Here is a 13,472-nt window from a genome sequence, read left to right as displayed (position 1 = left end):
GTTCGTAGGTCACCCTGAACAGGTGCGAACCACGATCATGACCGAGGCCGGAGAGGTGCACGTCACCTCCGCCGGGAACGGCGGCGGCCCGGTGGTCGTGCTCAGCTCCGGACTCGGCGGGGCCTGGTTCGACTGGACTGCCACGGTAGCCCTGCTGGCCGGTGCCGCGCGGGTGATCGTGTTCGATCGACCCGGAACGGGCGACAGCGCGCCGACCTCGGTGGATCCGACGCTGGCCCGCGAGGTCGCCGTGCTGGAGGCGGTGCTCGGCGACGAGCGGGCGGCGGTGTTCGTCGGCCACTCGATGGCGACCATGCACGTGGAAGCGTTCGCCCGGCTGCGCCCGGACCGGGTGACCGGTCTCGTGCTGCTCGACCCCGACCCCGAGTCGCCCGGCGCCGGGCGGCCGTTCGACCTGTCCGCGCTGGTCGCGCACTGGCTGCTCCAGCTCGTGCCGCGCGGCGCGGGCGCGGCGTTCGTGCGCAGGCACGGCCACCTGGTGCGGCGGTGGGCGATCGAGGGTTCGACGCTCGCCAAGCGCGATCCGGCGCCGGAAGCCCTGGTCAGGGCCGTCTACCGGCGACCGCACGTGGCGAAGGCCGTGCTCGCCGAACTCGCCGCCTACCCGGACCAGGTGGCGGACCTGGAGCGGCTGCGGGTCGAGCACCCGCTACCGGAGGTGCCGTTCCAGGTGCTCACCGCGGGCCGCAAGGTGTGGCCGGAGCACACGGCGCTCGCGAAGCTCGTGCCGTGGGGGCGCAACGTGCTGGTGCCCGGCAGCAGGCACATGATCCCGGTCGACCGGCCGGACGCCGTGGTGATGGCGGTCCGGGACGTCCTCAGGGCGTCACACGCCGTTTGAGCAGGCAGAACTCGTTCCCCTCCGGGTCGGCCAGCACGTGCCAGCGCACCGCCGACTGGCCGATGTCGATCCGCGTCGCGCCCAGCGCGAGCAGCCGTTCCAGCTCGGCGGACTGGTCGCGGTCGGTGGCGTTGACGTCCAGGTGCAGGCGGAGCTTCTGCTTCTTGGGATCGTCGGAGCGGCTGAGGATCAACGTGATCCGGTCCTCGGGGGCCTGGTCGGCCCGCCCGATCTCGATGCCCTCCGGGTCCCGGTCGAGGACCTGGTAACCGAGCACGCCGCACCAGAAGTCGGCGAGCTTCTCCGGGTCGGCGCAGTCGAGGACGAGTTCCGTGATGCGACAGGCCATAACACTCCTCTGAGCGGTGTGAGGCTACTCGCACACACTGCCGCGAGGAGCCCTCTGGTGTCACCCTGGACGGGTAACCGTGCAAACAGACCCGGGGACCCGCAACGAAGCGGGCGTCGAGGGAAGGACGGTCCACCATGACCTCTGCGGCTGAAGTAGCGGCGCCGTACGGAAACGGCCCCGCGCAGTCCGCGACACCCGCCAAGCGGGTGCGCATCCCCCACCTTCGCGAGATGAAGGAACGGGGTGAGCCGTGGCCCATGCTCACGGCCTACGACATGTACACCGCCGAGCTGTTCGACGAGGCGGGCATCCCCGTCCTGCTGGTCGGCGACTCGGCCTCGAACAACGTCTACGGCCACGAGAACTCGCTGCCGGTGACGGTCGACGAGCTGGTCCCGCTGGTCCGCGCCGTAACCAGGTCGGTGAAGAAGGCGCTCGTCGTCGCCGACCTGCCGTTCGGCAGCTACCAAGTGTCGGTCGAGCAGGCCGTCGCCACCGCGGTCCGGTTCATGAAGGAGGGCCAGGCCCACGCGGTCAAGCTGGAGGGCGGCAAGCACTTCGCGCCGCACGTCCAGGCGATCGTGCGCGCGGGCATCCCGGTCATGGGGCACATCGGCTTCACCCCGCAGAGCGAGCACCAGCTCGGCGGCTACCGCGTGCAGGGCCGCCGCGAGTCGTTCGACTCCGTGGTCGCCGACGCGAAGGCCCTCGAGGAGGCGGGCGCGTTCGCGGTGGTGCTGGAGATGGTGACCTCCGAGGTCGCGAAGCAGATCACCCACGACCTGCGCATCCCCACGGTCGGCATCGGCGCCGGTCCGGACACCGACGCCCAGGTGCTCGTGTGGCAGGACATGATGGGTCTGCGCCGCGGCAGGGCACCCAAGTTCGTGAAGCGCTACGCCGACATGGCGGGCCTGATGAGCGGCGCCGCCCAGGCGTTCGCCGCCGAGGTCCGCGGCCACCAGTTCCCCGGCCCGGAGCACACGTTCCACTGAGCTGAACGACGTTAAGGACGTCCTTAACGGAGTTGCAGAACAGCACGGGCCTCCACCAGCGACGGCCCGTACCAGGTGAGGTGGCGCCCCGACACGAGCACGCACCTCGTGTCGGGGAACGCCTCCGGCCCGTCGGTGGCGCTGAACGCGTACGGCTCGTCCGGCAGCACGACCAGGTCGGCGCCCGCGGCCCGGATCTCGTCCAACGACGGCCGCGGGTACCGCTCGGCGTGGTCGGCGTAGGCGTTCTCGACCCCCAGCCGCCGCAGCACGTCACCCGCGAACGTGTCCCGACCGAGCACGACCCACGGCCGCCGCCACACCGGGACGACCGCCGTCGCCCACACCGGCTCGACGTGCCGCCAGGTCTCCTCCGCCGCGACGAGCCACTCGGGCTCCTCGTCCCACGCCGTCGCCAGCAGCCTGCGCAGTGACGCGAGGGCCAGCGGCACGGTCGCGGGCGCGGCCGTCACCCACACCGGTATCCCGTTGGCGCGCAACCGCTCCACGTCCTCGGCCCGGTTCTCCTCGACGTTCGCGAGCACCAGGTCCGGCGCCAGCGCGAGCACCCGGTCGACATCCGGGTACTTCGACCCGCCGACGCGCGCCACCTCGACCGGGCAGTAGTCCGTCACGCCGACCAGCGACGAGACGGGCACCGACTCCGTCAGCGACGGCACCAGGCTGACGACCCGGCGGGGCCGGTCCGGGATCGGGACCGGCTCGCCGAGGTCGTCGACGGGCAGCATCAGATGTCGGTGATCTGTTCGCGCACAGCCGCTGAACAGGCGTTTCGGCCCGTTTCACACTTCTGGACCGTCACTGGGCCGTCGCTGGTCGTCACGCCCGGAGTAAACACCATCGATCACCCGCGCCCACCACACTTGGTCACTTTGACGGCGTGCCGTACCTGTCCTTGGTACTGACTCGCATCCAGGTGCCGCTGGAAGAAGGGCTACTACTTTGCAGCCAGACTCATTCGAGGCGTTGCTCATCGGAGGCCGCGCCGGCGTCGGCAAGACCACCGTCGGCTGGGAGGTCTCCGTGCAACTGCAAGCCGCACACGTCCCGCACTGCCTGATCGAGGGTGACAACCTGGACCATGCGCACCCAGCCCCGATCGGGGATCCGGCCCGCACGAAACTGACTGAGGCGAACCTCGCCGCGCTGTGGGGCAACTACGCCTCCTTGGGATATCGCAGGCTCATCTACACCAACACCGTCTCCGTGCTCGAGCCCGACTTGATCGCCCGCGCCATGGGCGGATCACCTCGCATCACGGCAGTGGTCCTGACTGCCGAAGACGCGACCGCTCAGCACCGCCTCCACGCCAGGGAGATCGGTAGCCAACTCGACGCCCACGTGACCCGAGGGGCTGCGATGGCCCAGCGCTTGGAAGCTGCCGCACCCAGTTGGGTCGTGCGGATACCGACAGACGATCGACCTGTCGTCGACATCGCACGCGATGTCATCACCGCAACCAACTGGTTGACATGCGTAACGCCGGCCTTGGATGACGATCCACGGCTGGAGTGCTAGGGGCATTGCCCTCGCCGGGCCGCGCAGGGGTCGCCGAGTGGTGCTCGACGACGAGAACGGCGCTGACCGACGGAGGCAATTCCGCCGGTCAGCGCCGTTCTCAGCTCCCTGACCCAGGTCTTTCCAACCTTCCCGTCAAATGTCGGTGATCTTCAGACCTGCGTGGGCCTTGTAGCGGCGGTTGATCGCGATCAGGTTCGCCGTGAACGCCTCGACCTGGTGCGCGTTGCGCAACCGCCCGCCGAAGACGCCGCGGAAACCGGGCACCACCTCGGCCAGCTCGCGCACGACGTCCGTCGCCTCGCGGTCGTCACCGAGCACGAGCACGTCCATGTCCACGGACTCGATCGACAGGTCCGCCAAGGACACCGCCGACACGTGGTGGAACGCCGCCGTCACCCGCGACTCCGGCAGCAGCGCCGCCGTCTGCTGCGCGGCACTGCCCTCCTCGACGGCCAGCGCGAACGGCCCCTGCTTGTCGAACCCGAGCGGGTTCACGCAGTCCACGACGATCTTCCCGACCAGCGCTTCCCGCAACGACGCCACCAGCTCGCCGTGCCCGTCCCACGGCACCGCGACCAGCACGACGTCCGACTGCTCGGCACAGCCCTGGTTGTCCGCGCCGGTCACGTGGTCCACACCGGCCAGTTCCCGCAACTCCTCGGCCGACTTCTCCGCGCGCTCAGCCGCACGGGAACCGATCACGACCTTCAGCCCGGCCTTGGCCCAGCGCAGCGCGAGCCCCTTGCCCTGCGCGCCGGTACCACCCAGTACACCCACGGTCAGCTCACGAATCGCAGTCACCGGGTCATCTTCACACGGCTTCGAACGCGACCTTGCGCCGAGCCGCGTCGGCCTGCACCAACCGCACCCGGATCCGCTCCCCCTCGGGCACGTCCTCACCCGAACAACGCCCCATCACCGGCGGCTCGGCCACGAACACATCAGCCCCGTTACCTTCGGACCGCAACACCACCGCGTCGAACTCCTGCCCGACCCGATCCTCCATCACCCACGCCTCGACCTGGTCAAGACAGGCCCGATCGACCTTGCTCGCAAGCGCGTCCGACCCACCCATCAACCCAGGCAGCTCGGGCAACGCCTTCTGCAACCACTCAGGCACCTCACGCCCCTCGGTCACGGCGAGGCACACCTCAGTGGCGAACCGATCGACCAACCGCCGGAGCGGCGCCGTCACGTGCGCGTAGGAAGCCGCGATCCCCGCGTGCGTGGCGATCTCCGGCACCACCCCGTTGAACGCCGTGTACCCCGCACCCCGCAACAACCGGGTCGCGTCCACGAACAACGCCAACGACTCCGGCCGAGACGGATCCAACCCGGCGAGCAACTTCGCCGGACTAACCCCATCAGCCCACGGCACGTTCAGGGCGTGCGCCGACCGCTTGATCGCCTCGACCGCACCCTCATCGGCGTCGGGAAGCGTCCGCAAGATCCCCACACGAGCGTCCACCATGATCTTGGCGGCGGACATGCCGGTCAACAGCGAGATCTCCGCGTTCCACGCGTCAACCTCAACACGAGGCCGCAGGACCAGCTTCCAATCACCATCACCGTTCGGCTCGATCTCCTGCTCGGGAAGCTGGAGTTCCACGGCACCGCGGTCCAACGCCCGCTCCCGCCGCAACCGACCGAAGTCCGGCAACGCCTCGATCGAGGGGTGCATCGTCCCAGCGGCGATCGTCGCCTGCACCGACTCGTAGTCGAACTGCGCAGTAGACCGCACCACAGCCCGCCGCACCCGAACAGACTCGGGCTCACCATCCGCACCACAGTCGAACGTCCACAACACCGCAGGCCGCGTCTGCGTAGGCAGCAAACTGGCCGCACCCTCGGACAACACGGTCGGGTGCAGCGGAACGTTCCCATCAGGCAGGTACAACGTCTGCCCGCGCTTGCGAACCTCGGCGTCCAACGCCCCACCGGGCACCACGAACCCACCGACATCGGCGATGGCGTAGTGCACGCGGAACCGCCCGCCAGGACGACGCAAGATCAACAGCGCCTGGTCGAGATCCTTCGCACCAGGCGGATCAATCGTGACAAGAGGAAGCGCGGTCGCGTCCTCCCGCTCACCGGGCGCACGCAACACCGCTTGCTCCGCCTCGGCCAACGCCAAAGCCGGAAACTCCTGCGGCAACCCGAACTCGGTACGGATCCCGCTGAAATCCAACTCGGCGCGACCGGTCCTGATCACCAAGGAGGCCACGCCCAACCATAGCCGCGATCGATCAGTCGCCGTCCCATTTACGCGACGCGTCATCAGCAGCAGCAGTCCGCTCCCGAGCAATATCAAGCGCGCGCGCAGCAGTGGCCTCATCAGGGTAGGGCCCCATCCGATCCCCACCCCGACAACCAACACCACGCTCAACAGCCTTGTGCGTCAAGCAGTAGTACCAGGCGTTCTCATCACCAGCCATGCCACAAGCGTTCCATGCAATGCCACGCATGTCACTTCGACAGGCGACCCACTACGAGACCGGCAGCCACCGCCCTAGAACCGTGGCCGATTTTACTTGGGGGATTCGACCCTTAAACTTTCGCCGGGCGGCAGCTTCACCCTCCGCCCTAAGTGCCCGGCGAAGGGTCGAATCTAGGGGCCCCAAGTCAAATCGGCCACACCACGCTGGAACCGGCACCCGCCCGCCGACCACCCTGGAACCGGCAGCCGCCCCCAAGTGACCACGTCGAAACCGACACCCTCACCACCGAGGCGCCTGCACAGGCAACGGCCCAGACGGATGCCCCGTCACCGCCCCAGGACCCCCAGGCCCTCCCGGACCTCCAGGCCCACCCGGCCCAGACCCTCCAGGCACCCCCGGATAAGGCGCAGCAAACCCCCGAGGCGGCGTATTCTGATTCGCATTAGCGAACTCCCCAGGTATCGGATCCACACACGACACCATCACCGTCCGACTCTCCGGGTTCGAGATCCGCCCCCCATTCCTCTCCCGATAAACCAACTCCCCATCAGAGTCGATCTCCATGATCGCCCCGACCTCGGCCAACTGCTCCTCATCCAGATCCACCAGCTTCTCCACCCGAGAAGGCACCACCCGGTAGTGCGGCCAGTGCAGGTGGGCGGCGTTGTGGTGCAACTCGGCCAGCAGGTGGGCCATGTGCTGCTGCCAGGGCAGCGGCATCGCCTCGACCAGCGACCGCGGTAACACCACGTACGACTTGTCCACGCCGGGCTTCGGACTGGACAGGTAGTCGCGCACCGGCGTGGTGGACGCGGGTGGCCCTACCGGACGCGGGATCGGGTCGGGGGTGAACATGTTCGGCGCTCCCTCCTCACAGGCGCTGCACCTCGCCTGGCCTTCGCAGACCTACACACCCGGCCGAACGGCCAGTGGCATCAACTCGAAGTAGTCCCAGTTGATCTTGCTGATCTTCACCACGTCACCCGTCTGCGGCGCGTGGATGTACTCGTCGCCACCCAGGTACATGGCGACGTGGTGGACCGTGACCGGGTCGGACGGGTTCGTGGCCCAGAAGATCAAATCACCTGGCTGCGCTTCCCGCACGGGGAGGAAGGCGCCGCCCTTCATGTACTGGTCGTTGGCCACCCGCGGGATCTGGATGTCGGCGGTGGCGAACGCCTTGACCAGGATGCCGGAGCAGTCCCAGGCGTCCGGGCCGTTGCCGCCCCACAGGTACGGCTCGCCCAACTGCTCCCTGGTGAACGCGATGGCCTTGGCCGCCGCCACCGACGTCGGCAGGAACGCCCCGTTGCTCTGCCCGCAGCCTGCCGGGTCGGCGACCTGGCCGAGTTCACCGATGAGGAAGGCCGCCATGGCCTCCCAGTTGTGGTACCGGTCCGGGAACGCCGAGCGCTCCACGGCCTGCGCGGACTCGCCGGGGCGCCTGGCCTCCCACTCCGGCACGGCCAGCAGGACGTCGTAGAACTTGTTGATCGCGTAGACGGGGTCGGTGACCTGGGCGGGCGTGCCCCACCCCATGGAGGGGCGCATCTGGAAGATGCCGAGCGAGTCGCGGTCGCCGTAGTCGAGCGGCCGCAACCCGGACTCCGTCATGCCCGCCTGGATCGCGATCTGCCACGCGAGCGGCGGGAGCTTGCGCTCCTGGCCGATGGAGATGATCTTGGCGACGGTGCCGCGCTGCTCTTCCTTCAGGTTGCTGGCGTCGTTCTTGCCCTTGTCCGCGCCGCCCGCGTCCCAGGGGCCGATGGAGGCGTTGCAGCTCATGTTGACGAGGCCGATGTTGCCCAGCGCGTTGCTGTTGTTGCCGACGACCGTGGTCACACCGTTCGTCAGGACGACCGTGAGCAGCACGGTCACCACCACGGACACCAGGACGCCGACCTTCAGCATGCCGTCACACCCTGTCGTACTTGTGCACGAGCCAGACCTCGGCCCTCTTCACCACCGTCATCTGGAGGGTGCCTCCGCCCTTCAAGCCGACCTCGAACACGACGGAGTCCGTGTGCGACTCCTTCTCCTGCACCCGGCCTTCCAGCGCCGTCGGCAGGTTGCCGGGGTCGACGGTCGCCATCTGGGGCAACAGCTCTTCGGTTGTGTACTTCCTGAGGGTCTCAAGCCAGGTGGAGTTCTTGTTGTCCGCCGGACGGGTGATCCACGCTTCCGCCCAGAGATCGGCCGTGACGGCGGCGTCCGGGTCCACGGGAGCCGAAGCGGGCGTGGACGACGGCGGGGCCGCCTTCGTCGGCAGCGAGATGGTCGGGACGCCGGACGGGAGCACGCCGACCTGGCCGGGCACCTGGGACGTGGTGGTGGCGGCGCCGGTCGAACCGCCGCCCCTGGCGCCCTTGGTGATGGCCGGGATCACGCTGGTGAACACGATGATCACCACGGCGAAGCCGACGATCGTCGCGATCAGGTGGTTCGGCGACCGCAGCGGCCAGCTCCACAGGCGTCGGTAGACCGCCGCGCGGCCCCTGTTCGTCCGGATCGGCATCTCAGTTGTCCCTGACTTCGAGCCCGCGCGACGGGCGGTAGATCACGTGCACCTGCCGCCCCGCGACGACCTCAGTCTCGGCCCGGCGGGGGCCCGGCACCACGGGGTTGTCCGAGACGCGGGCGAAGCTGCTGCTGTTGCTGCTGCTGTACGTGGGGACGCGGGAGGGCACGAAGACCGCGTCCTCGTGCCGGTCCCAGCCCCGGTCGGACGCCGGAGCCGTGTCCACGACGCGGCTGGAGCGGCCGGACGGCAGGGCCGCCGGTCCGCCGTGACCGCGGGCGGGCAGCGCGCGGTCGCCACCGCTGCCCGACGACGACGGCAGTTCGGCCGGGCCGGAGCCGCGGTCGAGCCGCTGCGCCGTCGCCATGACCGGGTTGTTCGCCTCGGGCCGGACGCGAGTCCGGTCGCGCTGCGGGGTCGGGTCGCCGTCCGGGTCGGTGTCGCGCACGGTGTCCCAGAACTCGTCCTGCGGCGTCGGGCCGTTGTCGGCCTTCTTGCCGCGCATCCGCGACAGCAGGCCCTGCCCCATCGGCAGCGCCTGGCTGGCCGACCCGACCGACATCTCCACCATCTGCCACATGCGGCGCAGCGGTTTGCCGATCATGAAGCAGATGACCGTCAGCATCAGCCCGAGCAGCGTCCTGGTGAGCAGCGACAGCCCGTTGGCGTTGAGGATCGCCTGGAGCAGCAGCGCGTGCGTGCCCGCCAGCACGGCGAGGATCAGCACGTTGAACACCGTCACCGCCGCCGCGCGGCCGACCTTGCGCAGCAGGTCGTGGTGGATCAGCGCGACCAGGCCGATCAGCGGTCCGGCCAGCGTCAGGATCCGCAGCAGGAGCTGGGCCAGCAGCACCGCGGCCTTCGCGAAGAGCTGGAACAGCGAGAACGCCACGGCCTGGAGCATCGCCAGGAAGCCGGAGCCCATGCGGCTGCCGTCCTCGCCGGTGAAGTAGCCCTTCGACGTGCCGAGGCCCGCGAAGATCGCCTTGTACTCGGCCTTCTTCGCGTCCAGCGCCGCCTGGTCGCCGTCCTTGTGCTGGGCCAACTCATCGGTCGTCCACGCCTGCGCGTTCAGCAGCCGCGACCCGAACTCGGTGGCCTGCGGGGCGTCCGGCGTGCCGAACTCGCCGCGCAGCCAGCTCTGGTAGACGACGGTGTCGTGCAGCTTGGACGGCAGCACGTGCAGCGTGCCCTGTTCCTCAGGCGACTCCACGAAACCCGCTTGGATCTCCGACGTCTTCGTCACCAGCGTGCTGTCGAGCAGCGTGTAGAACTGGGGTAACGCGAGCGTCGACGTCGCCAGCCACATCGCGGCCAGCGCCCACATGCCCCGCTTGCTGATCGTGGCCAGGTCGCCCTGCCAGATCTGCCGGAACATCAGGATCGCCAGCAGCAGCGCCACCAGGCCGAACCAGCGCAGGTAGACGTTGTCGTAGACCTTCTGGACACCGGACTTCACCGCGTCGTCCAGCGGCACCAGCAGGCCGCGGCCCATCACGGTGTAGTGCAGGGCGTTCGTCGCGCCGACGATGTTCTTGCCGACGTTGAACAGCTCGTTGCCCATCCAGGTGTCGATCACACCGGGCGAGTCCGGCAGGACCGTGCACTTCTCCTGGTACGTGTGCCAGACCATGCCCGCGTACCCGAAGTTCAGGTACGGCGTGTCCTTGAGGCCGTTGCCGATCGGCGGGTCGATCGCGCCGACCATGCCGGACCCCGGCCGTTCGGGGTTCGGGGACTCACCGCACGCCGCCGCGTTCGCCGCGGGCGCGCCGATGACCGCCTGCAACGCCAGGATCGCCACCACCACGCCGAGCGGGCGCCACCGCTTGGGCCCCGGTCCGGCCGGGCCCCGGAACCGCTTGTACAGCCGCCGCGCACTCGGCGCGGCGGCTGTCGCGAGGACGATGAGGAGGAGCGTCATGCCGCGCCTTCCCGGCCCGGTCGACGGTTCCCTCCCTCGCCGTGTGTCGAGTCCACCAGCTCGTCGTCGTCGACCAGCCCGACCTCCAGGTCGGCGGCCAGCTCGTCGTCGTAGTCGTCGGTGTGGTTGCGCTCGTTGTAGGTGAGCCGCTCCTCCAGGGGCGCGGACACCTCCACGACGTCGCCCTCGTTGTGCCGCAACGCGTCCGGCGTCGTGTCCAGGCCCTCGCGCAGGTGCGCCAGGTGCGGGCCGCTGAAGTCGATGCGGATCCGCTCCACGCCGCCCGCGCCGTCGCCGAAGATGAACTGGCGGGGCGCGCGGTCGCGCTCGGCGGCGTTGCGCACACCACCGGGTCGACGGCCGAGGCTCGCCACGACCTGCTCGTAGCCCGCGCCGATCGGCACCTTGAGCAGCCGCAGCGCGTCCGACTGGGCCTGGTCGTCGTCGAGCCTGCCGACGAAGACCGAGTCCAGCAGCGTGACGAAGCCCTGGATCTTCAGGAAGTCCGCCGGGACCTGCGACGACAGCAGCACGCGGACGTTCCACTTGCGCGAGTCGCGCGCGAAGCGGTTCATCAGCACGCGGCCCGTCGGGACCTCGGACAGGAAGAACGCCTCGTCGATCCAGACGCCCTTGCGGAGGTCCTTGGGGCGCTCGTAGATCGACCGCTGGGTGAGCCACGCGGCCAGGTTCAGCATCTCGACGCCCAGCGCCTCGGCGTCCGTCCAGTGCTCGCGGCCGACGTTGTCCTTCGGCAGGTTCAGGCCCGCCATGGTCAGCACCGTGAGCCGGTCGTCGCGCTGCTCGTCGTACGGGTCGGCGTTGCGCTCGGGGATGAGCAGCGACATGCGCTCGCGCATCTCGTCCAGGAAGTCCGCCACGACCACCGCGTGCTCGTGGTGCTCGCTCGCGTCCCGCCGCAGCGCCTCGAAGACCTGGCCGGGGTGGGCGTCGAACCGGCCGCCGACCGTCCGCACCGCGCGCAGCAGCACGATCCGGGTCTGCGGCAGCTTCGCCACCTCGTACGGCAGCAGGCCGCTCAGGACGTCCAGCACCAGCCGTCGACGGGTGGCCGCGGCCAGTGCCTTCTCCCGGCGCCAGGCCCGCTCGGGGTCCTCCTCGTCGATGAAGTGCTCCAGCATCGGCTCGGCGACCACCCGGTACGGGTTGAGGATGCCGGGCTGGGCGTTGAGCAGGTTGATCGGCCGCGCGTACGGCTTCAGCTCGGGCAGCTCGCAGAGCGCCGCCAGCGGACCCGACGGGTCGAGCAGCGTCCAGTGGGCGCCCGCGCGCAGCGTCTTGTAGACGATGCCGCCGCCGAGGAACGACTTGCCCGCACCGAGGCCCGCGACCATCGCCGTGAGGCCCGACGCGTCGCGCAGCTCCTGCGCCATCCACGGGTCCCACGCCACCGGCCGCCGGGTGGCCGTGCACGTCTCGCCGAGCAGGATGCCGCGCCGGTCACCGACCTCAGCCGTCGCCGTCGGGACGGCCGAGGCCGCCCACAGCACCGAGCCACGGCGCAGGTACGCGCCGGACGACAGCGACTCGCCGGGGATGAACTCCCTGGCGATGGCGAACTGCGCCTCGGGGTGCTCGATGGCGACCTTCGGCTTGTAGAGGTCCAGCAGCGACTGCGCCAGCCGCAGCGCGTCGCGCTCGGTCGGCCCCGAGACCGCGAGCCGCCACCACGAGCGCACACGGGTGCCCATCGCGGTGAAGCCCGACGTCATCTCGTCGTCGATGTCCAGCACCCGCGACGCCTGGCGCGCCAGCGACTGCGGCGGCTCCAGCTCGTGCTCGTCGGTGTAGTGCCGGACCTGCGAGCGGACCTTGTTCATCTGCCGCTGGAGCTCACCCGAGACGTCCTCGGGTTTGCGCACGTAGATCCGCGCGGACCACTCGACGCTCGCGGGCAGGCGGTCGGCCCGCTGCACCCACGGGTCGTCGACCTCGGGGATCTGCAAGCCGTGCATCAGGCCGACGGTGAGCACCACGACGTGGCGGCGGATGCCCGCGTTCGACCCGGTCCGGCCACGCACGGTGACGGTCGGCGAGTACGGCTCCTGGTGGAAGTCCGCCGCGTCGGTAAAGCTGGCCAGGTCCTCCGGCTCCCACGCGGCGCCCGGCACGGCCGGGAGGTTGCGCGGGGCGGGCAGGCCGAGCGAGCACGACCGGTGCATCAGCCAGGACATCTCCTCGGCCGTCGCCGGACGCCCTTCGAGGCCCGCGGAGCCGATGACCTGGTCGAGGTGGTCGACCTCGCTGTCCAACGCCACCAGCTCGGCGTCCACGGCGTCCGGGAAGACCTTGCGCAGCACGGGAGCGGCGCGTTCGACGGCGCGGTCCATCATGTTGCGGGTCTGCACCTGGACGCCCAGGTAGACCTCCTTCTCCGCCATCGAACGACCCATGAGCTGCTGCTGCTCGCCGACCATGTAGTCGTCGAACGACAGCGTGCCGGGGGTGTCCGGGAGGCGGCGCACCGCGTTGTGGACGTGCGCCTCGGCCCACATCCGGATCGGGTACGGGCGCGTGGTCACGCGCAGGTGCATCCAGCGGCCCTGCAGCTCCGCGTACTGACCGGCGATGGCCGCGATCAGGTCCTGGCGCTGCGAGTCCGACCGGAACGACCAGCGCTGCGGCGCGAGCTTGTACCAGGCGTAGACCTCCTGGCCGGTGCGCAGCAGGTGGCCGTCGATGCTGCGGGCGGCGATGGACGGCGTGTAGCTCGGGATCGCCTGTTCACCGGTGAGGCGGCGACCCCGCTTGCTGTACACCTTGCGATCCGAGTGGTCCGCGGCTGCCGCGTGCTGGGCCACGTGCGCCGCGGAGCGTCGG

Annotated in this window: 11 protein-coding genes; 3 read left to right on the top strand and 8 right to left on the bottom strand. The window is 69.8% G+C overall.

Translation table 11 applies throughout. From position 1 onward, the window contains the following. The first annotated feature begins 22 nt into the window (after positions 1-22). Positions 23-862 (top strand): alpha/beta fold hydrolase, encoded by an 840-nt coding sequence (locus NZH93_RS47405; protein WP_259629950.1) that lies wholly within the window; start codon positions 23-25, stop codon positions 860-862. On the opposite strand, the gene NZH93_RS47400 is transcribed toward NZH93_RS47405, so the two are convergent. Continuing rightward, positions 840-1,211 carry a VOC family protein gene (locus NZH93_RS47400; RefSeq protein WP_259629949.1) on the bottom strand — a complete coding sequence of 124 codons (372 nt, stop codon included), beginning with the start codon at positions 1,209-1,211 and terminating at the stop codon, positions 840-842. The genes NZH93_RS47405 and NZH93_RS47400 overlap by 23 nt on opposite strands. Positions 1,212-1,348: 137 nt before the next feature. Here NZH93_RS47400 and panB point away from each other — a divergent pair, with 137 nt between their 5' ends. Continuing rightward, on the top strand, positions 1,349-2,209 hold the full coding sequence (panB, locus tag NZH93_RS47395) for a 3-methyl-2-oxobutanoate hydroxymethyltransferase (RefSeq protein ID WP_259629948.1): 861 nt from the start codon (positions 1,349-1,351) through the stop codon (positions 2,207-2,209). A 23-nt stretch (positions 2,210-2,232) separates the two neighbouring features. On the opposite strand, the gene NZH93_RS47390 is transcribed toward panB, so the two are convergent. Beyond that, a complete protein-coding gene (locus NZH93_RS47390) occupies positions 2,233-2,958 on the bottom strand; it encodes a helical backbone metal receptor (RefSeq protein WP_259629947.1) in 726 nt (241 codons plus the stop codon). Positions 2,959-3,196: 238 nt separating this feature from the next. Between NZH93_RS47390 and NZH93_RS47385 the strand changes: the two genes are divergently transcribed. After that, entirely contained in the window at positions 3,197-3,748 is a 552-nt protein-coding gene (locus tag NZH93_RS47385) for a nucleoside/nucleotide kinase family protein (RefSeq protein WP_259629946.1), read from the top strand. A gap of 135 nt (positions 3,749-3,883) precedes the next feature. Here the strand turns inward: NZH93_RS47385 and npdG are convergent, their stop codons facing one another. The 6 genes from npdG to NZH93_RS47350 form a co-directional block, all read right to left on the bottom strand. Beyond that, positions 3,884-4,552, bottom strand: a complete 669-nt coding sequence (gene npdG, locus NZH93_RS47380; RefSeq protein WP_259629945.1) for an NADPH-dependent F420 reductase — start codon at positions 4,550-4,552, stop codon at positions 3,884-3,886. Positions 4,553-4,562: 10 nt separating this feature from the next. Then, on the bottom strand, positions 4,563-5,963 hold the full coding sequence (locus NZH93_RS47375) for an RNB domain-containing ribonuclease (protein ID WP_259629961.1): 1,401 nt from the start codon (positions 5,961-5,963) through the stop codon (positions 4,563-4,565). Positions 5,964-7,095: 1,132 nt separating this feature from the next. Continuing rightward, the gene (locus NZH93_RS47365) at positions 7,096-8,097 is read right to left on the bottom strand and encodes a C40 family peptidase (protein WP_372507029.1); all 1,002 of its coding nucleotides are present in this window, start codon (positions 8,095-8,097) and stop codon (positions 7,096-7,098) included. A 7-nt stretch (positions 8,098-8,104) separates the two neighbouring features. Then, positions 8,105-8,704, bottom strand: coding sequence for a hypothetical protein (locus tag NZH93_RS47360; protein ID WP_259629942.1), 600 nt, complete (start codon positions 8,702-8,704; stop codon positions 8,105-8,107). 1 nt (position 8,705) lies between these two features. Next, complete coding sequence (locus tag NZH93_RS47355; protein ID WP_259629941.1) at positions 8,706-10,631, bottom strand: hypothetical protein; 1,926 nt, start codon at positions 10,629-10,631, stop codon at positions 8,706-8,708. Continuing rightward, positions 10,628-13,453 (bottom strand): ATP-binding protein, encoded by a 2,826-nt coding sequence (locus NZH93_RS47350; protein WP_372507028.1) that lies wholly within the window; start codon positions 13,451-13,453, stop codon positions 10,628-10,630. Before NZH93_RS47350 ends, NZH93_RS47355 begins: the two co-directional genes overlap by 4 nt. Positions 13,454-13,472 lie beyond the last annotated feature (19 nt).

Source organism: Umezawaea endophytica (assembly GCF_025061645.1).
GTDB classification, from domain to species: domain Bacteria; phylum Actinomycetota; class Actinomycetes; order Mycobacteriales; family Pseudonocardiaceae; genus Umezawaea; species Umezawaea endophytica.
This window is presented reverse-complemented; position numbering and strand designations above follow the sequence as displayed.

Bases quoted from the DNA above. Each gene is read 5' to 3' on its own strand.
- NZH93_RS47390 (WP_259629947.1), bottom strand. From the start codon at position 2,958: ATGCTGCCCGTCGACGACCTCGGCGAGCCGGTCCCGATCCCGGACCGG.
- NZH93_RS47355 (WP_259629941.1), bottom strand. From the start codon at position 10,631: ATGACGCTCCTCCTCATCGTCCTCGCGACAGCCGCCGCGCCGAGTGCG.
- panB (WP_259629948.1), top strand. From the start codon at position 1,349: ATGACCTCTGCGGCTGAAGTAGCGGCGCCGTACGGAAACGGCCCCGCG.
- NZH93_RS47360 (WP_259629942.1), bottom strand. From the start codon at position 8,704: ATGCCGATCCGGACGAACAGGGGCCGCGCGGCGGTCTACCGACGCCTG.
- NZH93_RS47400 (WP_259629949.1), bottom strand. From the start codon at position 1,211: ATGGCCTGTCGCATCACGGAACTCGTCCTCGACTGCGCCGACCCGGAG.